The organism is Streptomyces sp. HPF1205 (assembly GCF_020400825.1).
Lineage (GTDB): Bacteria > Actinomycetota > Actinomycetes > Streptomycetales > Streptomycetaceae > Actinacidiphila.
The window spans coordinates 158,131-181,520 of sequence record NZ_JAINVH010000013.1 but is presented as its reverse complement, the minus strand read 5'-3'; the positions used below and the strand labels follow the sequence as shown (position 1 = coordinate 181,520).

The following is a 23,390-nucleotide window of genomic DNA, read 5'->3' as shown; positions in this document are numbered from 1 at the left end:
GATGGGGACGGCCACCGAGCGCACGCGGGCCGGGGACGGGACCGGCACCCGATGCCCCGACGCGCTGACCCAGGACATGCTGAGCCCGATCCAGCGCGCCTACCTCGTCGGCGAGCAGGACGGCATGGAACTGCGCGGGCCCGCGCGCTACTACCTGCCCTGCGACCTCGATCCGGCGCGGGTCGCCGGGATCGGCGCCCGGCTGCGGCGGCTCGTGCGCGCGAACCCGGTCCTGCGGACCGCGGCGGGCGCCGACCTCTCCCTGTCGACCCGGCCGGCGGACGACGCCGGGGACGCGCGCGATGGCGCGGTCGAGGTCCTGCGGGTCGGGGAGGGCGAGTTCGACGCCGCCAACGACGCGGTGCGGCGGCGGTTGACCGACGACGGCTTCGCCTTCGGCGGCCCGGCGCCGCTGGAGGTCGTCGTGGTGACGGCCGGCGGACGGGCCCGGCTGCACCTGGTGTACGCGCTGTGGCTGATGGACGCGCCCTCCCTCGACCGCTTCCTGGCGGCGCTGGCCACCGACCATTGGGACGGCGGGGTCCCGCCGGGCGCCGCCCCGGCCGGCCGCGACCGGTCGGAGCGCGACCTGCGCTACTGGCGGGAGCGCGCGGCCGATCTGCCGGGCGCCGCGGAACTTCCGTTGCGGCCGGGGTGGCGGCATGCCGGACCCGCCGTCGGCCACCGCGTGGTCACCCTCGCCGCCGCCGAGGCACGCGCCATGACCGGCACCGCCCGCCGCCACGGCCTCACCCCGGCGATGGCCTTCCTCGCGGTGTACGGCACGGTGCTCGGCCGGTACGGGGGCGAGGGCCCGCACACCCTCACCGTGCTCTACTCCCGGCGCCCTGCCGCTCCCGCGTACGACGCGCTCGGCAACCACGGCGGCACGATGCCGCTGGCGGTCCCCGGCACCGCCGGGCGGAGCTTCGCCGCACTGGCCCGCGACGTGCAGAGCCGCTACCTCGGCCAGGCCATGCACCCCTCGCTCAGCGGCGCGCAGATCACCCGGCTCGCCGAGCCGGGGGGCGACCTGCGCCGCCTGGCTCACCCCTTCGCCTTCACGGCGCTGACCGCGGACGGCGCCGCCGAGACCGCCCGCGGCCTGGTCCGGCGCTGGGACGAGGTGCGGCTGCGGGTGCCGCAGGTGCTGATCGACCACCAGGTGGTGCTGGAGTCCGACGGCCGCGTCCGCCTGGGCTTCGACTGGCGCGCGGACGCCTTCGACGCCGGGTTCTGCGAGGACTTCGTGGAACGCTGCGCCGCCTTCGCCCGGCGGCTGGCCACGCAGGAGGCGGCGTGGACCCGGGAACCGGGCAGGTGGGCGGGGAGCGGGACCCCGGGCGCGGGGCAGGGCGAGCACCGGGGTGCGGCGCCGGACGCGGGCCCCGTACGGGACGCGGACACTGTGACGGACGGAGTCCCTGCTCCGGAGGCGGGCGGAGCTCCGGGCGCGGCGCCGAACGCGGTCACGGCTGCCGACGCGGTCAGGGCCCTGGGCGAAGGCGTCGACGGCGACGCGGGACCGGCGCCGAGCCAGGGCCCGGCCGCGGGCGCGGACTCGGGGGCGGGTGCGGGTGCGGGTACGGACTCGGGCACGGGCACGGGCACGGACTCGGGCGCAGGCGCAGGCACGGGCGCACCCCCGAGCGAAGACGGCGACACGCACGCAGACCCGGCCGCGGGCACGGCTCACGGCGAAGTCCCCGCCGCCGGCGCCGGACCAGCCGCCGGCACGGGAACGGCTTCGGGCGCCGGGCGGAGCGGCGTTCGGCCGGTGGGCGACGGCGACACCCTGCACGGGCGGGTGCTGCGGACGGCGGCGGGCGCGCCCGGCGCGCCCGCCGTTCACGACGCGCACGGCACGCTCAGCTACGGCGCGCTGGTCGCCCGGGCGCGGGCGGTGGCGCGGACGCTGGAGCGGGCGGGCGCGCGGCCCGGTGACGGCGTCGCGGTCCATCTGCCGCGCGGGCGCGGCCAGGTGGTGGCCGTCCTCGGGGCGCTGCTGGCCGGCTGCCAGTACGTACCGCTGGACGTGCGGCTTCCCGAGGGCCGGCTGGACGCGATCGCGCGGCGCGGAGCCGTACGGTTCGCGCTGACCGGGAGCGACGCGGCCGACGGCTGGACGCGGCGCGGTGTGCACGCGCTCGCCGTGGCGCAGGAACCCGAGGACCCCCCGCAGGAACCCGGGGACCCCCCGCAGGGAACAGAGGCTGCCTCGGCGACCGGCTGCCCCACGGCGTACACCATCTTCACCTCGGGTTCGACGGGCGAGCCCAAGGGCGTGGTGATCTCCCACACGGCCGTCCTCACCACCGTCGACGCGGTGAACCGCATGCTGGGGCTCGGCGCGGCGGACCGCGTGCTGTCGGTGTCCTCGATCGGCTTCGACCTCTCGGTGTGGGACATCTTCGGGCCGCTCACCCGCGGCGGTTCCGTGGTGATGCTGTCCGAGGAGACCGCGCGCGACCCCGGCGCCTGGGTTCGGCTGGTGCGCGCGCACGGCGTGACCGTGTGGAACTCCGCGCCGCCGCTGGCGTCGCTGCTCGCCGAAGAGGGCGCGTCGGTGCCGTCGGTGCGGGCGTTCCTGCTCAGCGGCGACTGGATCGCGCTGAGCCTGCCCGGCGCACTGCGCCGCCTCGCGCCGCACGCACAGGTCGTCAGCCTGGGGGGCGCCACCGAGGCGTCCATCTGGTCCATCGCGCACCGGGTGGGCGAGGCCGACACCCGGGGGAGGTCCATCCCCTACGGCCGGGCACTGCACGGTCAGCGCATCCTCGTGCTGGACGCCGAGGGCCTGGAGTGCCCCGACTGGCAGATCGGCGAGATCCACATCGGCGGCGCGGGGGTGGCCACCGGCTACGCCGGCGACCCGGCGAGGACCGCGGCGGCCTTTCCCGACACCCCGGCCTTCGGCCGGCTGTACCGCACCGGGGACCGGGGCAGGCGGCTGCCCGGCGGTGTGGTGGAGTTCCTCGGCAGGACCGACACCCAGGTCAAGCTCAACGGGCACCGGGTGGAGCTGGCGGAGATCGAGCAGGTGCTGGCGCGCTGCCCGGGAGTGCGCGGCGCCGCGGTGTGCGTGCGCGGCGAGGGCGCCCGCAGGAAGCCGGTGGCGTTCATCACGCTGCTGCCGGACGCCGCCGCCGGCTGGCGCGCGGACGCCGAGGCGGCGCTGCGGCATGCCCTGCCCGCCTACATGGTCCCCGACGCGCTCGTGGAGGTGGCCGCCGTTCCGCTGACCGGCAGCGGCAAGGTGGATCGGCGCAAGCTGGCCGCGCTGCCGCTGCCCGGGGTGCCCGCGCCGGCCGCCGGGCCCGGCCGGGCGGGCCCGGAGGGCGCCGCCCCCGGCGCCGCCGCCGGGCCTTTCGCGCGGGCGGTCGCCGCGTGCTGGCACGAGGTGCTGGGCGAACCACCGGGCGCGGCGGGCTTCTTCGACGCGGGCGGCGGATCGTACGACGCGATCCGGCTGTTGTCGCTGCTGCGCTCGCGGCACGGCTATCAGGTGGCCTTCGGGGAGTTCGTGGCCGACCCGACGGCGGCGGCTCTGGCCGCCCGGTGCCGGGAGTCGGCGGGCGGGGCGGCGGAATCCGCCGAGCGCTCGGCGATCTGGACGCACCGGCCGCGCGTGCCCGCGGCGCCGCGCCTGCGGCTGGTGCTGTTCCCGCCGGTCGGCGGGGGCACCGGCTGCTACGGGCCGCTGCTGGAACGGCTGGGCGCCGACGTCGAGACGCACCTGGTGGGCTTCGACGCGCCGGTGGGCGACGCGGCGGGCGGGCTGGCGGAGCTGGCCGCCCTGTGCACCGCGCGGCTGCCGCGCGAGGTGCTGTCCGGGCGGGTCCCGCTGGTCTTCTGCGGCTGGTCGTTCGGCGGCGCGCTGGCCTTCGAGGCGGCGCGCGGCCGCGGGGCCGCGGTGGACCGCGTGGTGTGCGTCGACTCTCCGGTGTCGGCGGCGGCGCGCGCCGGCGAGCCGTCGCTCGACGCGTTCGCCCGGGACGTGCGGCTGACCACCGGCGCGGTCGTCGACGCGGGCACGGTGGCCGCCGACCCCGCGCTGTCCGGCAGGTTCGCCGTCTACCGGCAGAACCTGGCGCTGCTGCGCGCCTGGTCGCCCGAGCCGTCGGCGGTGCCCGTGGTGGAGCTGCGGGCCGCCGACGGCCCGGCCGAGCCGGACCCGGGCGCCTGGCGGGCACTCGCACCCGCCGGGCGGACGGTGACGCTCGCGGGCGGCCACTTCCAGGTGTTCGCGCCGGGCAACTCAACGCTGGTCGCGGCCGCGATCGAGGAAGTACGGGGAAGCCGAGTGGAGAGGAGGACCGGTGAGCGCTGACGCAAGGGCGCGCGCCGCCGTCACCGAGGAGCTGGCGCGGCTCGGGTTCGACGTGCCCGAGGCCGCGTACGGCCAGGACCTGATCGGGCTCGGGGTGAACTCCGTGGCACTCGTCCAGGTGCTGTCCGCCCTGGAGGACCGGTACGACGCCGACCTCGACATGGACGGCCTGTTCGCCGCGCCGCTGACGGTGGAGCGGATAGCGGCGCAGCTCGCGGCCGTGGGCCCGCCCGGGACGGCGCCGGGAGCGCCCGCACCGGGCGCGTCCGAGCCGGCAGCGCCCCCGCACGTCCCCCGCCACGAACCGAACGTGAGGAGTCCCGTGTCCGACACCGCCGGCTACCCGCACCTGACCGCCTCCGGGATGGGCGCGCTGCTGCCCTGGGAGCCCGGGGACACCCTGGAGGCGGCCGGTCCCAGGATCCGCCGGGCGGCGATGGACAGCGGCTGCGCCCTGATGCGCGGACTGACCCTGGACGAGGAGCAGTTCAAGCTGCTGGTGCGCTCGCTGGGCACGACGGTGGACCACAGGTTCGGCGAGGGTCAGGCCGACCTGCTCAAGCTCAACGCCTCGCGTGAGGAGGGCAAGGTCGTCACCGGGCGCGGCCCGCTGCCGCTGCACACCGACGGGCTGCTGGTCGGCGAGCGGGTCGACCTGATCATCCTGTACGCCGCCGAGTTCAGTGACGCCCCGGGCTCGGGCGAGACCTTCGTCTGCGACCAGCTCGCCGCCTGGCGGGAGATGCCGGAGGCGCTGCGGCGGGTGATCGAGGAGCGCGAACTGGAGTACCTCGTCACCGAACGCGGCTACTTCCCCACCGTCCCCGAGTCCTGGTACACCATCCCCACGACCCGCGACTACGGCCGGGTGAGGTCGCTCAACCTGACGACCGCCTTCCCGCCCGGCGTCCTGCGGTCGTGGGACGTGCGGGTGAAGGGCATGGACGGCGCGGCCTCCGAGCGGTTCTTCGCCGAGCTCGACGCGTTCCTGCACGCCCCGCGCTACGCGTACACCCACCGGTGGGAGGTGGGGGACCTGCTCGTCATCGACAACCAGCGCACCCTGCACGGACGCACCGCCATCAGCCCGGGCGGCACCCGCGTGCTGTACCGCGGGCAGCTCACGCTGGCGCAGCCGGCGTAGGCCCCGCGCCCTCCCGCGCCCCCCGCACGCATCTGCCGTACCGCGCAATCGACTTGATCCGGAGGAGCCCGTGCTCAAGCCCCGACAGCCCGTGCCCGCCCTCGACGTCCCGCTGGCCCGGGGCGGCCGGTGGCGGCTCGCCGACCAGCACCCCGACCACTTCACGATGGTGGTCTTCTACCGCGGGGTGCACTGCCCGATGTGCAAGGCGTACGTCACCGAACTGGAGCGCCTGTCCGACGATTTCGCCGCGGCCGGGGTCGTGCCGTTCGCCGTGAGCGGCGACGACGAAGGCCGCGCGCTGCGCGCCCTGGAGGAGTGGGAGCTGGAGCGGGTGCAGCTGGGCTACGGCCTGGACGAGGACTCCATGCGCGCGTGGGGCCTGTTCATGTCCAAGGCCATCAAGGAGGGCCAGCCCAACCAGTTCAACGAGCCCGGCCTGTTCCTGATCCGGCCGGACGGCACGCTGTACGCCTCGGTGGTCGGCACGATGCCGTTCATGCGGCCGCCGCTGCGGGACGTGCTGGAGACCGTGCTGTGGGTCAACGCCAACGACTACCCGGCGCGCGGCGAGCTGTGACCTCTGACGTGTGACACGTGACGTGTGATGTGTGACGTGTGAGCGCGGGCGCCGCCCGGCCGTCCGGGCGGCGTGCCGTCATGTCGTGCGGTCGGCGCCGTCAGGTGGCGCGGTCGCCGCCGTCAGGTGGTGTAGTCGGCGTTGATCTTGACGTATCCCTCGGTGAGGTCGCAGCCGTACACCGTGAACGCGCCCTCGGCGATGCCCAGATCGACGGCGATGACCACCTCGTCGCCCGACAGGTAGGCCGCGGCGCGCGCCAGCAGGGCGTCGTCGGGCTCCTCCGGGTGCATCGGCAGGTCGCCGAACCTGATGCGCACCCGCGGCGGTTCGATGTCCGTCTCGTCCTCCAGCTTGCCGACGGCCATCGCGACCCGGCCCCAGTTGGGGTCGGCGCCGTGCACCGCGGCCTTCACCAGGGGGGAGTTGACCACGCTCTTGCCGACCCGCTTGGCCTGGGCGTCGTCGCGGGCGCCGGTGACCCGCACCTCGATGAGTTTGCTCGCGCCCTCGCCGTCGGCGGCGATCATGCGCACCAGGTGCAGCGCGCACGTGTACAGCGCCTCTTCGAACTCGGCGTGGTCCACCGGCCCGGCCAGGCCGTTGGCGAAGACCGCCGCGGTGTCGCTGGTGGAGGTGTCGGTGTCGATGCTCAGCGCGTTGAACGTCCGGTCCACCACCCGCCGGAAGATCGCGTCCAGCGCGTCGGCCGGGATGTCGGCGTCGGTGAAGAAGAAGGTCAGCAGCGTCGCCATGTTGGGCTCGATCATGCCGACGCCCTTGGCGATGCCGGTCAGCACGGCCGGTCCGCAGCGCACCGAGAAGCACTTGGGGTGGGTGTCGGTGGTCATGATGGCCTTGGCGGAGGCGTCGAAGTCCGCCTCGGGGAACGGCCATGACAGCTCGTCCAGTCCGGCCCTGATGCTCTCGATCGGGTAAGGACGGCCGATCACCCCGGTGGAGCCGATCACCAGGTCCTCGGGGTCGACGCCGGCGATCTCGGCGACCCGGCGGCGTACCTCCTCCGCGTGGGCGGCCCCGGCCCGGCCGGTGGCCACGTTGGCGTTGCGGGACAGCACGACCATGCCGCGGCTGCTCCGCCGCGCGGCGGCCGTACGGCTGAGCAGCACGCTGGGGCCGGCGAACCGGGACTTGGTGAACACCGCGGCGGACCGGGCGGGGACCTCGGAGACGATGGCCGTGAAGTCGTCCTCCACGTCCTTCAGGCCCATGTTCCTGGCAACGCCGCGGTAGCCCCGCGGGGTGACGGGCTGTCCGTCCATGGCCGCTTCTCCCTCGGTCATCCGGGCCCGGCGGCGGGCACCGAACCGGCTCTGCATGGTGATGCACACTACCGCAACTATGTGGGGTCCGTAGGCGAACCGCGCCCACCGCGGGAACGGCTCGCCACTCGGACAGGGGAGGGCACTTCCGGCGCGCAGGGCGGGCAGCCGGGCACCCGGCCCCGGGGACGGCTGCATGGTTATGCCGAAAGTCGGCGGCCCGAGCGCCTCCGACCGGCTCCCGCCGGGCCGTCACGCCGGTTACGGGACATGACCGGGCGATTGCATTCAGCCATCTTCGGACAGGCGTCCGGAGCCGGCGTCCGGAGCCTGCGGGCAGGGCACACGGTGGGCTCCGGCCGCGCACACGGCGAAACGTTGTGATCGGAGTGACGACTGGGGTGCGCCGGCGGTGGCCGATTCGCCCGCACCATCCCATGTGACGCAGGCCACATCGGCAGCCACGGGCCGCCCGCCCGTGGCAGTGTTCCCCGGCGGGGCACACGGGGGGCACCGCGACCGGCGCACGGCCGCAGCTCCCTTTGCGCCCGCTTTCGGGACATCCCCCCTATCGACGCGGCAGACGGCTGCTCGGCCGTCCGCACCGCTTCCTCATGTCCGGTGGGCCCCCTTGGACGGGAGGCGCCTGGACGCGAAGAGAGGCCACGATGACAGACAAGCTATGGGGCGGGCGGTTCGACGAGGACATCACCACCGAGGTCCTCGAGTACACGCTCACCACGGACGTGGACGTCCGGCTGGTCTTCGCCGACCTGTGGCAGGACATCGCCCACGTCCTGATGCTCGGCCGCCGGAACATCATCCCCGAGCAGCACGCACGGGCGATCCTCGGCGCGCTGCTGCGGCTGTGGGAGCTGCACGAGCGCGGCGAACTCACCCTCCGCCCCGAACTGGAGGACGTGCACTTCAACATCGAGCAGATGGTCATCGAGGACCTCGGCCGCGAGACAGGCGGCCACATGCACACCGCCCGCTCCCGCAACGACCAGGTGTCGACCGACGCCCGGATGTACCTGCGGCGGGTCCACCTCGACGCGGTCAGCGCCAACCTGGCGCTCGTCGAGGAGCTGCTGTCCTTCCCCGAGGAGGACCTGCTGGCGATCCTGCCCGGCTACACCCACAGCCAGGCCGCCCAGCCGGTGTCCGTCGGCTTCTGGAAGACCGCGCACGCCAGCATGCTGCTGCGCGACGTCCGGCGGCTGCGCGGGGCGTACGAGCGCGCCGACGAGTCCGCGCTCGGCGCCTGCGCGCTGGCCGGCACCTCCTTCCCGCTCGACCGCGAACTCACCGCCCGGCTCCTCGGCTTCGGCGCGGTGCTCAGCCACGCCCTGGACGCCACCAGCGCGCGCGACTACCTCATCGAGGGCGCCGCGGCCTTCGCCCTCGGCAGCAACAACCTGTCGCGGATGGCGGAGGAGATCGTGCTGTGGAGCGGGCACGAGTACAGCCTGGTCGAGGTCCCCGACGCCTACGCGACGGGCAGCTCGATCATGCCGCAGAAGAAGAACCCGGTCGTCGCCGAGCTGACCCGCGGCCGGGCCGGACGTACCGCGGGCACCCTCGTCCAACTGCTCACCATGGCCAAGGGCGTCACCCTCGGCTACAGCTGCGACCTGCAGGACGACAAGCCGTTCCTGTGGAACGCCATCGACACCTACCTGTCCACGCTGCGCATCGTCGCCGGCCAGACCAGGGGCCTGCGCTTCGACAGCAAGCGCGGCGAGGACCTGTGCTGGGACAACTTCTCCACCGCGACCGAACTCGCCAACCACCTGGTCTCCGAGCACGGCCTGCCCTTCCGGGAGGCGCACCACGTCAGCGGCTCCCTGGTGTCCGCGCTGATCAAGCGCGGGTCCACCCTGCGTGACACCGCGGCGTCGGCCGAGATCCTGGCCGGGCTCGGGCACCCGGTCGAGGAAGCGGTGCTCGCGCACATCTTCGACCCGCGGACCGCGGTGACCAGCTACACCAGCCCCGGCGGCACGTCGCCGCGCAGCGTGGAGGCCGTGCGCGGCGAGCTGCGCGCCGCGGTACGCGAGCACGGCCGGTGGCTGGAGGAGACGCGGCAGCGGCTGGAGACCGCGCACACCCTCACGCTGCAGGCCGCGCGCCAGATCGCCGAGGGCGCCGAACTGGCCAAGACGCTCGACGCCGTGGCCGCCGAGCTGCCCGCCCTGCACGGCTCCGCGGCGCTCACCACGCCGTAGGCCGCCGGGCCACCGCACCGCCGTGCGCTGAGCACCACCACACCGCTGCGCCACCGCTCCCCCGGCCTGCCGCGCCGCCGCACCTTCGTGCCGCGGCGCCGCGGGCCCGCTCCCCCACGCACCTCGCCGACCCGGGAGACCCGATGAAGATCGTGCTCGCCTACTCCGGAGGCCTCGACACCTCCGTGGCCCTGCACTGGCTCAAGCAGCGCTACGACGCGGAGGTGATCGCCTTCTGCGCCGACATCGGCCAGCTCGAACCGCTGGACGCGGTGCACGACCGCGCGCTGCGCACCGGCGCCGCCAAGGTCTACATGGAGCCGCTGACCGACCGCTTCCTGAACGACTTCGCCCTGCCCGCCCTGCAGGCGCACGCCCGCTACGAGAACAAGTACCTGGTGGCGGCGCCGCTGTCGCGGCCGCTGATCGCACAGCGGATGGTGGAGATCGCCCACGCCGAGGGCGCCGACGCCGTCGCCCACGGCGCCACCGGCAAGGGCAACGACCAGGTGCGCTTCTACACCAGCGTGACCGCCCTCGACCCCGGGCTGAAGGTGCTCGCACCGGTCATCGACTGGGAACTGACCACCCGCGAGTCGGAGATCGCCTACGCCCGCGAGCACGGTATCGAGGTGTCGGTCACCAAGGACAACCCCTACAGCATCGACACCAACATCTGGGGCACCAGCATCGAGTGCGGCGACCTGGACGACATCACCCAGCCGCCGCCGGCGGGCGCCTGGCAGCTGACCGCCGATCCCAGGTCCGCGCCGGACGAGCCGGAGCGGCTCACCATCGGGTTCGAGGGCGGCGTCCCGGTCGCGGTCGACGGCCAAAAGCTCGGGCTCGGCGACCTCGTGCGGCTGCTGAACGGGTCGGCCGCCCGGCACGGGGTGGGCCGTATCGACATCCTGGAGAGCCGCGTCGTGGGCTTCAAGACCCGCGGCATCTACGAGGCGCCCGCGGCCACCGTGCTGATGACCGCGCACGAGGAGCTGGAAGCCCTCGTCCTGGACCGCGAGACGCTCCACCACAAGCAGGCCCTGGCCCTGCGGTACTCCGAACTGGCCTACTACGGCTACTGGTTCTCCGACCTGCGGCGCGGCCTCGACGCCTTCGTGGCCAGCCTCCAGCCGCAGGTCACCGGAGAGATCACCGTGGAGCTGTACAAGGGCTCGTGCACCGTGACCGGGCGCAGGTCGCCGCAGTCGCGCTACAGCAAGGACCTGGCCACCTACGAGGCCGGTGACACCTTCGACCACACGGCGGGCGCGGGCTTCGCGTACGTGTGGGCGCTACCCCTGACGCGGCCGTAACAGGACCGCAGGAGAGGACGAGCACATGCGCGTGGTTTTCATGGGCTACCAGACGTGGGGGCACCGGGTTCTGGAGGCGCTGCTGACCTCCAAGCACGAGGTGCCGCTGGTCATCACCCATCCGTCGAGCAACCACCTGTACGAGACGATCTGGAACGACTCGGTCGTCGACCTCGCCACGGAGCACGGGATCCCGGTACTGGAACGCAAGTACGCCAACGACGAGGGCGTGGCCGCGCAGCTGCGCGGGATCCAGCCCGACCTGCTGGTCTCCTCCGACTGGCGCACCTGGGTGGCGCCGGAGATCTACTCCCTGGCCAGGTACGGCGCGATCAACGTCCACGACGCGCTGCTTCCCCGCTACGGTGGCTTCGCCCCGCTCAACTGGGCGTTGGTCAACGGCGAGCCGCAGGTCGGTGTGACGGTGCACTTCATGAACGAGGAGTTCGACCTCGGCGACATCGTGGTGCAGAAGACCGTCGACGTGGGCGAGGAGGACACCGTCACCGACCTGTTCCACAAGACGCTGGGCCTGTTCGCGCCCGCGGTGCTGGAGTCGCTCGACCTGATCGGCAGCGGACGCACCGAGTGGACGAAGCAGGACCCCGCCCAGGCGACCTTCTTCCACAAGCGGTCCCTGGAGGACAGCCGCATCGACTGGACGTGGCCGGCCCGGGACATAGCGAACCTGGTCAGGGCGCAGGTCGACCCGTACCCGAACGCCTTCGCCTACTTCAAGGGCGAGCGCGTGCGGATCCTGTCGGCGGCGGTCTCCCCGAACCGCTACGGCGGCACCGTCGGCCGGGTGTTCCGCCCGGAGGGCGAGGGCGTCGCCGTCGTCTGCGGCCCGCAGGCCCGCAGCGGACAGGAGTACGGCCTGGTGGTCCGCAGGCTGCGGACCGACGACGGCTCGGAGTACAGCGGGGCGGACTTCTTCAAGAAGATGGGCGGCTACCTCACCAGCCGTCCCTGACGGCGCCGCTGCCATGCCGGGGCGCCGCCACGGGCGTCCCGGCACTGTACGACAAGGAGTTCTGCCCGTTGAACGTGTTCCTGGCCCTCGCCTCGGCGATGGTGCTCGGCTCCGCCGACTTCGCCGGCGGCCTGGCGGCGAAGAAGGCCTCCGCGGTGGCGGTCGTGATCCTGTCCAACACCGCGGGGCTGGTCACCGCGCTGGCCCTGGTCGGCCTCGTCTCACCCAGCGGAACCGGACGGCAGGACGTCCTCTGGGGAGGGCTGGCCGGGCTCTGCGGCAGCGCGGGCGCGATCCTGCTCTACAGTGCGCTGGCCGGCGGGGTGATGAGTCTGGTCGCCCCCACGACCGCCGCCGCGGCGGCCGCGGCGCCGGTGCTGGCCGGCATCGCGCTCGGTGACCGGCTCTCGGCGCCGGCCGTGGTGGGCGTGGGCGCCGCCCTGGTGGCCGTCCTGCTGGTCTCGCTGGGCGGTGACGACGGGTCAGGGGGCGGCCGGCGCGAGACCGCCCGCAGCCTGGCACTGGCGCTGCTGGCCGGTGCGGGCTTCGGCGCGTTCTTCGTCTTCCTGTCCCGCACACCCGACGACCACAGCATGTGGCCGCTGGTGTGGGCGCGGTGCGCGTCCCTGAGCCTGCTGCTGGTGATGGCCGCGGCGCGCGGCACGTCGCTGCGGATGGACCGCGCGCCGGCCCGGCCGGCAGTGCTGTCGGGCTTCCTGGACATGTCGTCGAGCGCGCTGTTCCTGATCGCGGTCAAGCACGGCAGCCTGGCCGTGGTCGGCCTGCTCTCCTCGCTCTACCCGATCAGCACGGTCCTGCTGGCCCGCGCCGTCCTGGACGAACGCATCCGCCGCGTCCAGCTCCTCGGGGTCACCCTGGCGGTGTGCAGCGTCCTGCTGCTGGCCTGGTCCTGACCGGTCGTCGCAGCACCCCGCTCACGGAGGCGTCGCACGGGGCGGCTGCTGCCGATGGACGACAGGATCAGCCGGCGGCACACGGCGGTCTTCTCACCTTGGCCGGCCCCTACGGAACGACGGCAGCGCCGTCGAGGTGATCGCCCAGCGCCGGGTCAGGAGTCGGTGACCCGCCCGTGCACATGAACGGCGTGGCCGTAAAAGCCCTCGGGTTGGTGAGCCAGGAGCGGCAGCACCCGGCGAGTCGCCGCCGCGACCGGCTCGGAGCGGGTGACCGCGTCGTGTGCTTCCTTGTCGGTCCACAGCTGTGTCAGCCAGATCGTGTCCGGCTCGTCGAACGCCGTGTTGATGCTGTAGGCGAGCAGGCCGCTGTCCTCGCCACCGGCGCGGAACCCGTCAAGGAGCAGGGCGATCAACTCCTCACGCCGACCGGGCAATGCGGTCATTCGTCCGTAGACGCTGAACCTGTCCCCACCGGGCACGCGTGATCCTCCTCCGCCGGACCGATCCGCTTGCGAGCTTACCCGTCCGCGGGCTCCGCAACGGCGAAGCGCGGGGGCGGCCGGCGGTCCGCCGCGTCGTTCGCCGGTGCCGCGCGGTGTCCTAGAGGCACATCCAGCAGTACAGCGACTGATCCGCGTCCCGTGCGCGCCGGGCGAGCGCGACGAACTCCTCGGCGACCTCACGTGCCCACTCGGCGCTGTAACCATCGCGGAACTCCTCGATGGTCAGCCACCGCTCGCAGATCTCGGGAAGCCGGGCGTCGTCCACGTCGGCGAACGCGTCGCGGAAGAACACTCCGAGGTCCTCTGCCCAGGGGCCTTCGAGCCAGGGCGAGTCCTCGGGGATGTCCGGGCCCTGCGGCTGCGGGCCGGCGGGCACTATGTATTGCGACTCGTAGAGGCGGGGTGACCACTCCACGTCGAGGATGATGGCGAGCAACCGGCCCATCACGACGCGCGGATCGAGGTTCTTCAGCGCCAGCACGTCGGCGCCGGCGTCCTGGCCGCCGATCGGGCCGCCCGGCAGGACCGCCAGAGCATGTGCGTCGTCGCGGTTCGCGGCGCGATAGTAATCGTAGATGGGCACGGTACGGATGCTAAGCCCGGCCACCGACACGACCACCGACACGACCACCGACACAAGCACCGCTCAGGAAGCACGGATCGGCGTCGCGCGGGCCTGCCCGGGCGATCACGGCACCGAAGACGTGGTCGAACCCGTCGACGCAGGCCCAGCATCCCCGCAACCCCCCGCTGATCACGATCCACAGGTCATGGCCATTGCCTCCGCCCCGCGCCCTTGACGGGCCGGGACCGATCTGGGTTGATGTTCGGGTCGGAGTGGGAGCGCTCCCACGTCGGCGCGGTCCTTTCACCCCACCTGGAGGACCACGATGACCAGGAAGCGGCGCCGGCCGGGCGGAAACACCGCCGGGCCCCGGGCGGCCCGGCGCCCCACGACTCGGGATGTGTGACCCGGGCCGTACGACCAGTCCATCCCCCCACGACGCGTCGCCACCGGAGGCGTGATGAACGGCCCCCTTTCTCCGAAAGCTCCCCGTACGCCGTCCGCCACTCGCACCGCGCGCCTTCTCCTCGCACTACTGCTGGCGGTGTCCGCGGCGGTCGCGGTGAGCTGGCACACCGCCGCCCGCGCCGGAGCGGCCACCTCCACGGTGGTCGCTTCAGCCTCCGGCCGCTGCCTGGAGGCCGCCGGCGGCACGGCCACCGCCGGGACGGCGGTGGACATCTGGGACTGCGACGGGCAGGCCGGTCAGACCTGGGACACCACCGCGGCCGGTGAACTGCGGGTGTTCAACGGCACCATGTGCCTGGACGCCTACCAGAAGAAGACCGCGCCCGGCACGAAGGTCGACATCTACACCTGCAACGGCGGCGCCAACCAGCAGTGGCGCGTCAACGCCGACGGCACGATCACCGGAGTCCAGTCGGGCCTGTGCCTCGACGTCACCGGCGCCGGCACCGCCAACGGCACCGCCGTCGAACTGTGGACGTGCAACGGCGGCGGCAACCAGAAATGGTCCACCGCCGGCGGCGGCGGCACCCAGGCGCACGACGGCGAGGTGTCCGACACCAACATCGCGTACGTGGGCCGGTGGACCACCTCGGCGACCGTGGCCACGCCCGCCTGGACCGGTGCCTACCTGCAGACGGCTTTCACCGGCACCACGGTGAAGGTCAAGGCCGGCAGCGCGGTCAACTTCTACGCCAGCATCGACGGCGGCTCCGACGTCTTCTACGCGGGCGTGAGCGGCACCGTGGACCTGACCCCCCAGCCGCTGCCCGACCGCACCCACACCCTCCGCATCGAGTACCGCTCGGGCGACACCACCTTCCACGGGCTGGTACTGGATCCCGGAGCGCACACGGTGACGCCGTCCGTTCCCTCCGGGCTGGTCGAGTTCGTCGGCGACTCCATCACGGCCGGCTACCTCACCGACCGGCTGGCGCTGGACTCGTACGGCTGGAAGACCGGCGAACTGCTGGGCATGCGCCACACGGAGATCGCCCGCGCCGGATACTGCCTGGTCGCGCAGTCCGGCTGCGTGGGGCAGAGCAGTCAGTTCTTCCAGACCGACAGCACCGGAACGCAAGCCTGGGACTTCTCCCGCTACCAGGCCGACGCGGTCGTCATCAATCTCGGCACCAACGACATCGGCCACGGCGTGACCGGGCCGCAGTTCCAGGCCGCCTACACCACCTTCCTCGCCGACATCCGCGCCAAGTACCCCCACGCCGCGCTCTTCGCGATGCAGACGTTCAAGCAGCGCTACGTCAACGAGACCCGTGCCGCCGTGAGCGCCCGCAACAGCGCGGGCGACTCCAACGTCACCTACGTCGACACCACCGGCTGGCTGACGGACAACGTCGACTACGAGGACGGCAACGGACACCCCAACGAGGCCGGCCACACCAAGATCGCCAACCGCCTGGCTCCCCTCATCAGCGCACGACTGGCCGCATCCAGTACCGCGCGGGCGGCCGCGGGGCAGCCCGGCGACCAGAACATCCAGTTCGTCGGACGCTGGGACACCACCTCCTCCACGACGGCGTACACGCCGTACTGGGCAGGCGCGTACTACCGCGTCGGCTTCACCGGGCGGACCGTGGCGCTCAGGCAGCGCGGCACGATCGACCTGTGGGCCCGCATCGACGGCGGACCGGTGACCTTCTACAACGACGTCAGCGGCACGGTGAACCTCACCCCGTCCCCGCTGGCCGCCGGCAACCACACCCTTCAGGTCAACTACCAGGTCGTCGCGGGCTCCTACCACGGTGACGCCGTCTTCCAGGGACTGGTCCTGGACAGCGGAGCGACGACTTTCCGTGCTCCGGACCCGCACAAGCTCATCGAGTTCGTCGGCGACTCCATCACCGTCGGCACCACCACCTCGCAGAACGCCCGCACCGCGTACGCCTGGCTGACCGGCGAGCGCCTCGGCGCGGACCACACCCAGATCGCCCAGGGCGGCGCCTGCCTGGTCGCCACCGCCGACGGATGCGTCGGCCTGGAACAGCAGTTCACCAAGCTCAACCCCAACGCCCCCCAGCCCGGCTGGGACTTCTCCCGCTACACCGCGAACGCCGTCGTGATCAACCTGGGCACCAACGACGCCGGCCACGGCGTGCACACCCCCGAGTTCCAGGCGGCGTACACGAACCTGCTGCACGAGGTCCGCGCCGCCTACCCGCAGGCGTGGATCTTCGCCATGCGGACCTTCAAGGGCCGCTTCGCCGACCAGACCCAGGCAGCCGTCGCCGCCCTCACCGCCGCGGGCGACTCCCGGGTCTCCTACGTCGACACCACCGGCTGGCTGACCACCTCCGACTTCACCGACGGCACGCACCCCACCGACGCGGGTCACCGCATCATCACCGACCACCTCGCCCCGATCATCGCCGCCCGCATCGGGAGCTGACCGGTGCCGCGGGCCCGCGCGCCTCGCACGATCCCTACAGCGGCAGGACCGCCAGGGGCGCGCTGGAGGGAGTGGTGGATCCGCCATCGGGTTCTACGGTCAGGCCGACGCCGTCGGCCCCGCTGGGAGCCCCGCGCAGCATGGTCGCGCCGCCGCTGCGGCCATGGTCCAGCAGGCCGGCGGGCACCATGGTCCCGGCCTTGCTGTACCAAAGTTCGTAGACCTTGGCGCCGGGCAGTTTCGGCAGGTCGTGGTACAGCAGCGCTGCCTGGCCGAGCCGTGCGGAGGACAGCACCGTCGCGGTGCCTCCTCCGGACACGGCACCGGTGTGGAAGGCCGCGTCGGGTGCGGCGGCCAGCGCGCTGATGGCCTGCGCCTGCTGTTCGGCGCGTACGGCGCGCTCACGCCGGCTGTCCGCCTCGTGCTGAGCGTTGACGGCGACGCCGGTCGCGGCGGCGGCGATCACCAGGCACGCGGCGGCCACCATGTGGGGCAGCCGCCGGCGCCGGCGGGGCTGCAACCGGCGGACCTCGGCCGGCGGCGGCACCTCGGGCGGAAGCTGCCGCACATCGGGGAGCGCCTCCATCACCCGGGCCCGCATCGCCGCCGGCGGCACCTCGGCCACCGCCAGCGCCAGGCGGGCCGCGGTCTCGCGCAGCTCCCTGACCTCCTGCGTGCATGCCGGGCACTGCGCCAGGTGGCCGCCGAACTCCTCGGCCTCGGCCTTCGACAGGGCGCTGACCGCGTAGGCGCCGGTGAGCGTGTGCAGGTCGATCCCGGTCATGCCGTCACCCCCAGGCAGTCGCGAAGACGGATCAGTCCGTCCCGCAGCCGTGTCTTCACTGTCCCCAGCGGAGCACCGAGCACTTCGGCGGTCTGCTGATAGGTATATCCCCGGTAGTAGGCGAGGTTGACCGCTTCGTGCTGCAGCTCGGTCAGCTGCGACAGACAGCGCCGCACCTGCTCACGCTCCAGCCGCCGCTCGACCTGCTCGCTGACCTCGTCGAAGGCGCGGGTCCTGTCACGCAGCCCCGCCTTGTGATCACGGTCGGCCGAGGCCTGCGCCGAGCGCACCCGGTCCACCGCGCGATGATGGGCCAGCGTCATGATCCACGACAGTGCGCTGCCCTGCCGCCCGTCGAACCGGGCCGCGGAGCGCCACACCTCGATCAGCACCTCCTGCGCGACCTCCTCGGACTGCGAAGGATCGCGCACGACGCGCCGCACCAGGCCCAGGACCGAACCGGCCACTGCCGTATAGAGGGTCTCGAACGCCTGCTGATCACCGCGCGCCACACGGCCCAGCAGAGCCTCCAGCACCCCCGAGCGTGGTGCTGGGGACTCGTCGTCTCGCGCTGCCACCCGCATGGACACCTCCGGACAGTCGGGCACTTACCGATGATTCGTCGCCAGACCCCGCGCGGATTGGTCACCAACCATGATCACACCGCGACCTGCCTGCTTCAGCGGACGCCCGGCAGGGGCGCGCCGCCCCTTCACATGGGCGGCACGCCCCCACCGGACCGGGCCAAGGGCGACCCGACCAGGCCTCGCGGCGCGTCGGAGCCAGTGCGGCGAGGACGGCGACAAGGGCTTCGGAGCCGATGGCAGCGAGTCGCATGGTCGATGTGCCGGCACGTCGCCGATGCCCCGCTCGGCCGCTCCTCACTCGTTTCCTCACACGTTTCATCACTCGTCCGGATGACGGACCAATCCGGGCCCGTTCGAGCGCCGAATGACCCGCGTGACCGACGACGACCACCGCTCCCACTCCCCGGAAACGGGCACCCAGCAGATCCTGCCGCCCCGGCCGGCACCTGGCGGCACGGGCGCCGGCACAGCTGCTCGTGTCCTGCGCGTCGCACTGGCCGGTCTCAGCGGGCTGCTGGCCGGGGCCGCCGCACTCGGCGTGGCCGAGCTGGTGTCCGGGGCGGTGCGCCCGCAGGCCGGCCCCGTCACCGCGGTCGGCGGAGCCGTCATCGACCGCACCCCGCCCGCACTGAAGGACTACGCCGTCCGGCACTTCGGCACGAACGACAAGCTCGTCCTCCAACTGGGCATCGTCGTCGTCCTCGCGCTGTTCGCGATCGCCCTGGGAGTGACGGCTCTGCGCTTCCCGCGCACCGGGTGCGCCGGCGTGCCGGCCTTCGGAGTGATCGGCGTGGCGGCGGCCTGGAGCAGGCCCGACCGGCACGACCTGGACGTGCTGCCCTCGATCGTGGGTGCGCTGGCCGGCACGGCCGCGTTCTGGGTGCTGATCACCAGGCTCGCTCCACGGTCCGCGCGGTCCATACCGCATGAGGAAGCGTCACCCGAGGCGGATGAAACACCTGACCCGCCCGAGCCGGAACCCCACAAGGAGGAGGTGGGCATCCCGACGGCCCGAGCCCCTCGCGACGGCGGCACCCGTACCTCCTTCGACCGACGCGGCTTCGTGTTGGCCGCTGCTGCCACCGCGGCCGCCTCCGCGGGCACCGGCGTCGTGGGCCGTGTCCTGAACGACCGCAGCGGCGCCGCCGCCAGGGCATCGCGCGCCGCGGTGGTCCTGCCCCGCCCGGCCTCGCCCGCGCCGCCCGTGCCGGCCGGCGCCGACCTCCACGTGCCGGGCGCGCACCCGTTCCTGACCCCCGCGGGCGACTTCTACCGCGTCGACACCGCCCTGGTCGTCCCCCGGGTGGACGCGACGGCCTGGCGGCTGCGCCTGCACGGCCTCGGCGTGCCCAGCGACGTGACGTACACCTACGACGACCTGCTGCGGCGCGACCTGATCGAGCGTGACATCACCTTGACCTGCGTGTCGAACGAGGTCGGCGGCCCCTACGTCGGCAACGCCCGCTGGATCGGCGTACGGCTGGCGGACCTGCTGCGCGAGGCCGGGGTCCGGCCGCCGTCCCGGGGCGGACCGGCCGACCAGATCGTCGCGCGCTCGGTGGACGGCATGACCATCGGCACCCCGGTCGAGACCGTCATGGACGGCCGCGACGCGATGCTGGCGCTGGGCATGAACGGGCAGCCGCTGCCCTTCGCCCACGGTTTCCCGGTCCGCGTGGTCGTCCCCGGCCTGTACGGGTACGTCTCGGCCTGCAAGTGGCTGCGCGACCTGCAGCTGACGACGTTCGACGCGTACGACGCCTACTGGGTGCGGCGCACCTGGTCGGCCCGGGCACCGATCAAGACCGAGTCCCGGATCGACACCCCGAAACCGTTCGCGACGCCGAAGGCCGGCCCGGTGCCGGTCGCGGGCGTGGCTTGGGCCCAGCACCGCGGCATCGCACGGGTGCAGGTCCGGGTCGACGGCGGCCCCTGGCACACCGCCCGGCTCGCGGCCGAGGACAGCGCGGACACGTGGCGGCAGTGGATGTGGCAGTGGGACGCCACACCCGGCAGCCACACCCTCGAAGTCCGCGCGACCGACCGCACCGGCCACACCCAGACCCGGCACCGCGTCGGCACCGTCCCCGACGGCGCGACCGGCTGGCACTCGGTGGTGGTCGACGTGACCTGACCGCCGGCCACCATCTGCCCTCCGACGAAAGCCCCGGCCCGCACCAGCGGCCGGACCCGACAAGGAGAAACACCACCATGAACGCTTTCCCCCTGCGCCGTATCGCCGTCGCCGTGGCGGCCGCGGCCGTCCTGCCGCTGGCCGTCACCGCCTGCTCCAGCAGCGACAAGAACTCCTCGGACTCCGCTGCCAGTAGCGCCCCGGCCGCCTCCGCCCCGGCCACGTCCTCCACGCCCTCCTCGGATACGGCGATGGACCAGCCCTTCGGACCGGGCTGCGCCGCAGTGCCCAAGAACGGCGCGGGCAGCTTCGACGGCATGGCCAAGGACCCGGTGGCCACCGCGGCCTCGCACAACCCCGCCCTGTCCACGCTGGTGTCCGCCGTGCAGAAGGCAGGCCTGGTCGACACGCTGAACAACGCGCAGGGCATCACCGTCTTCGCGCCCACCAACGACGCCTTCGCCAAGCTGCCCAAGGCCACCTTGGACAAGGTCCTGGCCGACAAGGCCATGCTCACCAAGATCCTCACGTACCACGTCGTCGGCCAGAGCGTGAAGGCCCCCGACGGGCTGTCCCACGGCACCTACACCACCCTGGAGAAGGGCACGCTGACCACATCCGGCTCCGGCCGGTCCTACAAGGTCAACGGCACGGCCAACGTCGTCTGCGGCAACGTCACCACCGCCAACGCCACCGTCCAGATCATCGACTCCGTGTTGATGCCGCCGAAGTAACCGCGGCAACGTGCCGTGCGCCGCCGACCCGGCGACGGCCTCCCCTGGACTCGCCCGGCCCGGTTGTACCTGCCGACAACCGGGCCGGGCGGCATCTCACCGCGCCCGGATGATGCCTTGGCGTATGGGACAGCCGCCGTCCCTGCGTGCGGCCCCGCGGTCTTCGCCGCGGCACCGTGCTTCCTCGCTGCTCCTGCGGCGGGGGTCCGGCCGGCCCACGGTCGCGGGACTGGCGCACACGCCACACGATGGCCCGCTCGTCTGTTGTGCTCACGCGGCGGAGCGACCCCTACGAGTCAGCGCCGGTGTCCCTGGGGCCGCGGGCGGCGATGACCGCTGTCCCGGCGGCGAACACGAGGCCGGCGCACAGCCACGCGCCCCGGTCGTGCGCGGGCCGGGCGGGCCACGTCCACGGCGTCTGCCAGCTCTCCATGAGCGCGAACTCGGCCACCACGGTGCAGACCAGCGGGCCGGCCCAGGCGAGCGCGCCGCCGAGGACCGCGGCGGTGACCAGCCCGACACCCGCCAGCCCGGTGACATCGCGAAGCACCCCGAGGCGGCCACCCGGCAGTCGCGCGGCCACGGCGCCGAGTACCAGGGCGCCGACGGCGGTCGCGCTCAGCAGCAGGGCGGCGCCCAGGCGCAGTAGGGGAAGGAGGCGGCCGGTGGTCCGCTCGCTCTCGCCGAACGGGTTCCGGGCGGCGACGGCCACCACGGAAGCTGCCGCGCATTCGATCAGCAGCAGCATCTGCCGGGCCGAGGCGGGGTCGTCCCGCATCCAGTGCAGTCGCAGGGCGATCCGCAGCAGTGCCGCGCAACCGGCCAGGACGGCCAGCGCGCCCGGGAACTGACGACTGATCAGGTGCAGCCGGACCAGCCGGGTTCCGGCCCGCCGGGCCCGGGGCAGGTCCGCCGCGGGGATCGTAGTGGTCACGGCAGTCGCTCCAGGGTGAGGTGGCCACTGCGCAGTGCGGCCAGGTGGGCGGTCAGCCAGGCATGCCGGTCGGCCGAGGACAGCGCGGCGAAACGCCCGCCCGCGGCGTAGGCCGGGGTTCCGGGCTGCGGCAGGACGATCGGTGTCCCGTCGATCCGGGCGAAGACCGCCATGCCGTCCAGCGGCACCCCGGCCGCCCTCAGCAGTCCCTCCAGGACCGCCTGTTGCACCGGATCCGCGTGGCCGACGAGACGGTCGACGATCACGCCGGCGACCGGGGGCAGCACTTCCGCGGTGACCCGGGGGACGCTGGTCCACATCTGCTGGGAGGTGCAGCAGCGCCCGGGTGCCCCTTTCCCGGCCGGTTCCGGCCCGATCCACATGGCGCCGTAGTAGCCGATGTCGAGGGCCAGGTGGGCCACCGGCGGCTCACCGGTGACGGTCGCCCGGGCCAGGGGCGGCTGCCGGCCGGACAAGGCGACCTGGTCGACGCGTACGGGCGCGCCGGGCAGCCCGGCCACCTCGCGCAGCACCGGGTCCAGGGCCGTGGCCACGGTGGGCAGGTATGCCTTGTACACGGGATTCAGGCAGACCTTGATCGCTGTGCCGCCGCACACCGGGGTGTAGCCGAGGGGCCGGTCGAGGGCCGCGTCGTGCAGGGCGGGTACGACCACGCCGTTCGCCTCCACCCGGGCGGTCCCGATCAGGGCGACCGCGGTCCCGGACGAGGCAAGGCCCACGGCGGCGACAGCCGCCGCCAGGCGACGCAGGCCCGGCCGGCCGCAGACCGCCTGCACGCCGAGCCCGCCGAGTGCCGTGACGGCCAGGCCGCCGAGGAACAGCAGTTGCGTGAGGGAGAGGTCGGGAAGGTACGGGTAGAAGACACCCGCGTCGGCCTTGGGCGGGGCCAGCGAGTAGGAAGGCGAGGCGATCGGTGAGAGCAGGACGTACCGGCCGCCGCTGCGCAGGGTCTGCCGCAGTACGAGGCCGGTGACGATCGCCGCCAGCGGTGCGGTGAACCGGCTGGGGACCAGCACTCCCGCGGCGAAGCCGATGGCGCTGCAGGCCACCAGAGCCACCGCGCCCACCACGACCGGCCACCACGGCGGGCTGCCCGCGGCGCCCTGCCAGGCGATCATCCCGTACAGAACGCCCACGCAGGCCAGGTACGCCCCCACCGTCCAGCCGGCGGTCGCCGCCCATGTGGTCAGGCGGCCGGCCCAGCGCGGCAGCGGGGTGACCTCCACCTGCTCCCCGATACCGCGTCTGCGGTCGCGCCCCCCGATCCAGGCCGCCGCGCCCACCACGAAGGGAGCGAAGTCGTCCACCGCGGCGCCCTGACGCAGGATCAGCGTGCGGGAACTCCACAGGGGAGAAAGGGCCATGCTGCCGCGGTAGGTGTCCAGCCAGAACGCGAGCAGGGCCGGCGGCACCATCCACATCATCGTGTTGCGGCGCAGTTCCAGTCGCAGCAACCGGCCGGCGCAGAGCGTGAGCACGTCCGGG

Annotated in this window: 17 protein-coding genes; 10 read left to right on the top strand and 7 right to left on the bottom strand. The window is 73.4% G+C overall.

The genetic code is table 11. The annotated features are described in order from the left end of the window. Position 1 precedes the first annotated feature (1 nt). From K7G61_RS36475 to K7G61_RS17325, 3 genes are all read left to right on the top strand, one after another. A complete protein-coding gene (locus tag K7G61_RS36475; RefSeq protein ID WP_263984486.1) occupies positions 2–4,330 on the top strand; it encodes an amino acid adenylation domain-containing protein in 4,329 nt (1,442 codons plus the stop codon). Continuing rightward, positions 4,320–5,474 carry a TauD/TfdA family dioxygenase gene (locus K7G61_RS17330; RefSeq protein ID WP_225847769.1) on the top strand — a complete coding sequence of 385 codons (1,155 nt, stop codon included), beginning with the start codon at positions 4,320–4,322 and terminating at the stop codon, positions 5,472–5,474. Before K7G61_RS36475 ends, K7G61_RS17330 begins: the two co-directional genes overlap by 11 nt. Before the next feature lie 70 nt (positions 5,475–5,544). Then, a complete protein-coding gene (locus K7G61_RS17325) occupies positions 5,545–6,054 on the top strand; it encodes a redoxin domain-containing protein (RefSeq protein ID WP_225847768.1) in 510 nt (169 codons plus the stop codon). Between the two features lie 122 nt (positions 6,055–6,176). Here K7G61_RS17325 and argJ read toward each other — a convergent pair whose 3' ends face one another. Next, positions 6,177–7,337, bottom strand: coding sequence for a bifunctional glutamate N-acetyltransferase/amino-acid acetyltransferase ArgJ (gene argJ, locus K7G61_RS17320; protein WP_225847767.1), 1,161 nt, complete (start codon positions 7,335–7,337; stop codon positions 6,177–6,179). A 668-nt stretch (positions 7,338–8,005) separates the two neighbouring features. Here argJ and argH point away from each other — a divergent pair. The 4 genes from argH to K7G61_RS17300 all read left to right on the top strand — a co-directional run bounded on the left by argH (position 8,006) and on the right by K7G61_RS17300 (position 12,768). Next, positions 8,006–9,565, top strand: coding sequence for an argininosuccinate lyase (argH, locus tag K7G61_RS17315; RefSeq protein WP_225847766.1), 1,560 nt, complete (start codon positions 8,006–8,008; stop codon positions 9,563–9,565). A 143-nt stretch (positions 9,566–9,708) separates the two neighbouring features. Then, the gene (locus tag K7G61_RS17310; protein WP_225847765.1) at positions 9,709–10,881 is read left to right on the top strand and encodes an argininosuccinate synthase; all 1,173 of its coding nucleotides are present in this window, start codon (positions 9,709–9,711) and stop codon (positions 10,879–10,881) included. A gap of 25 nt (positions 10,882–10,906) precedes the next feature. Continuing rightward, positions 10,907–11,854, top strand: a complete 948-nt coding sequence (locus tag K7G61_RS17305; RefSeq protein WP_225847764.1) for a methionyl-tRNA formyltransferase — start codon at positions 10,907–10,909, stop codon at positions 11,852–11,854. Positions 11,855–11,928: 74 nt separating this feature from the next. Continuing rightward, entirely contained in the window at positions 11,929–12,768 is an 840-nt protein-coding gene (locus tag K7G61_RS17300) for an EamA family transporter (protein ID WP_225847793.1), read from the top strand. Between the two features lie 155 nt (positions 12,769–12,923). Here the strand turns inward: K7G61_RS17300 and K7G61_RS36470 are convergent, their stop codons facing one another. Continuing rightward, positions 12,924–13,478, bottom strand: coding sequence for a putative quinol monooxygenase (locus tag K7G61_RS36470; protein WP_263984484.1), 555 nt, complete (start codon positions 13,476–13,478; stop codon positions 12,924–12,926). Then, the gene (locus K7G61_RS17290; protein ID WP_225847762.1) at positions 13,372–13,857 is read right to left on the bottom strand and encodes a hypothetical protein; all 486 of its coding nucleotides are present in this window, start codon (positions 13,855–13,857) and stop codon (positions 13,372–13,374) included. Before K7G61_RS17290 ends, K7G61_RS36470 begins: the two co-directional genes overlap by 107 nt. 442 nt (positions 13,858–14,299) lie before the next feature. Between K7G61_RS17290 and K7G61_RS17285 the strand changes: the two genes are divergently transcribed. After that, on the top strand, positions 14,300–16,711 hold the full coding sequence (locus K7G61_RS17285) for a GDSL-type esterase/lipase family protein (protein ID WP_225847761.1): 2,412 nt from the start codon (positions 14,300–14,302) through the stop codon (positions 16,709–16,711). Positions 16,712–16,745: 34 nt separating this feature from the next. Here the strand turns inward: K7G61_RS17285 and K7G61_RS17280 are convergent, their stop codons facing one another. Beyond that, positions 16,746–17,495 carry an anti-sigma factor domain-containing protein gene (locus tag K7G61_RS17280; protein ID WP_225847760.1) on the bottom strand — a complete coding sequence of 250 codons (750 nt, stop codon included), beginning with the start codon at positions 17,493–17,495 and terminating at the stop codon, positions 16,746–16,748. Continuing rightward, positions 17,492–18,079 (bottom strand): ECF RNA polymerase sigma factor SigK, encoded by a 588-nt coding sequence (gene sigK / locus K7G61_RS17275; protein WP_225847759.1) that lies wholly within the window; start codon positions 18,077–18,079, stop codon positions 17,492–17,494. The genes K7G61_RS17280 and sigK overlap by 4 nt, the downstream gene beginning before the upstream one ends. Positions 18,080–18,563: 484 nt before the next feature. Here sigK and K7G61_RS17270 point away from each other — a divergent pair, with 484 nt between their 5' ends. Both K7G61_RS17270 and K7G61_RS17265 read left to right on the top strand, forming a co-directional pair. Continuing rightward, positions 18,564–20,216 carry a molybdopterin-dependent oxidoreductase gene (locus tag K7G61_RS17270; RefSeq protein WP_225847792.1) on the top strand — a complete coding sequence of 551 codons (1,653 nt, stop codon included), beginning with the start codon at positions 18,564–18,566 and terminating at the stop codon, positions 20,214–20,216. A gap of 77 nt (positions 20,217–20,293) precedes the next feature. Then, positions 20,294–20,950: a fasciclin domain-containing protein gene (locus K7G61_RS17265; protein ID WP_225847758.1), complete on the top strand. Its 657-nt coding sequence runs from the start codon at positions 20,294–20,296 to the stop codon at positions 20,948–20,950. Between the two features lie 289 nt (positions 20,951–21,239). On the opposite strand, the gene K7G61_RS17260 is transcribed toward K7G61_RS17265, so the two are convergent. Together K7G61_RS17260 and K7G61_RS17255 are read right to left on the bottom strand one after the other, a co-directional pair. After that, positions 21,240–21,884, bottom strand: a complete 645-nt coding sequence (locus tag K7G61_RS17260; protein WP_225847757.1) for a hypothetical protein — start codon at positions 21,882–21,884, stop codon at positions 21,240–21,242. After that, positions 21,881–23,383: a hypothetical protein gene (locus K7G61_RS17255; RefSeq protein WP_225847756.1), complete on the bottom strand. Its 1,503-nt coding sequence runs from the start codon at positions 23,381–23,383 to the stop codon at positions 21,881–21,883. Before K7G61_RS17255 ends, K7G61_RS17260 begins: the two co-directional genes overlap by 4 nt. Between the last annotated feature and the right edge of the window lie 7 nt (positions 23,384–23,390).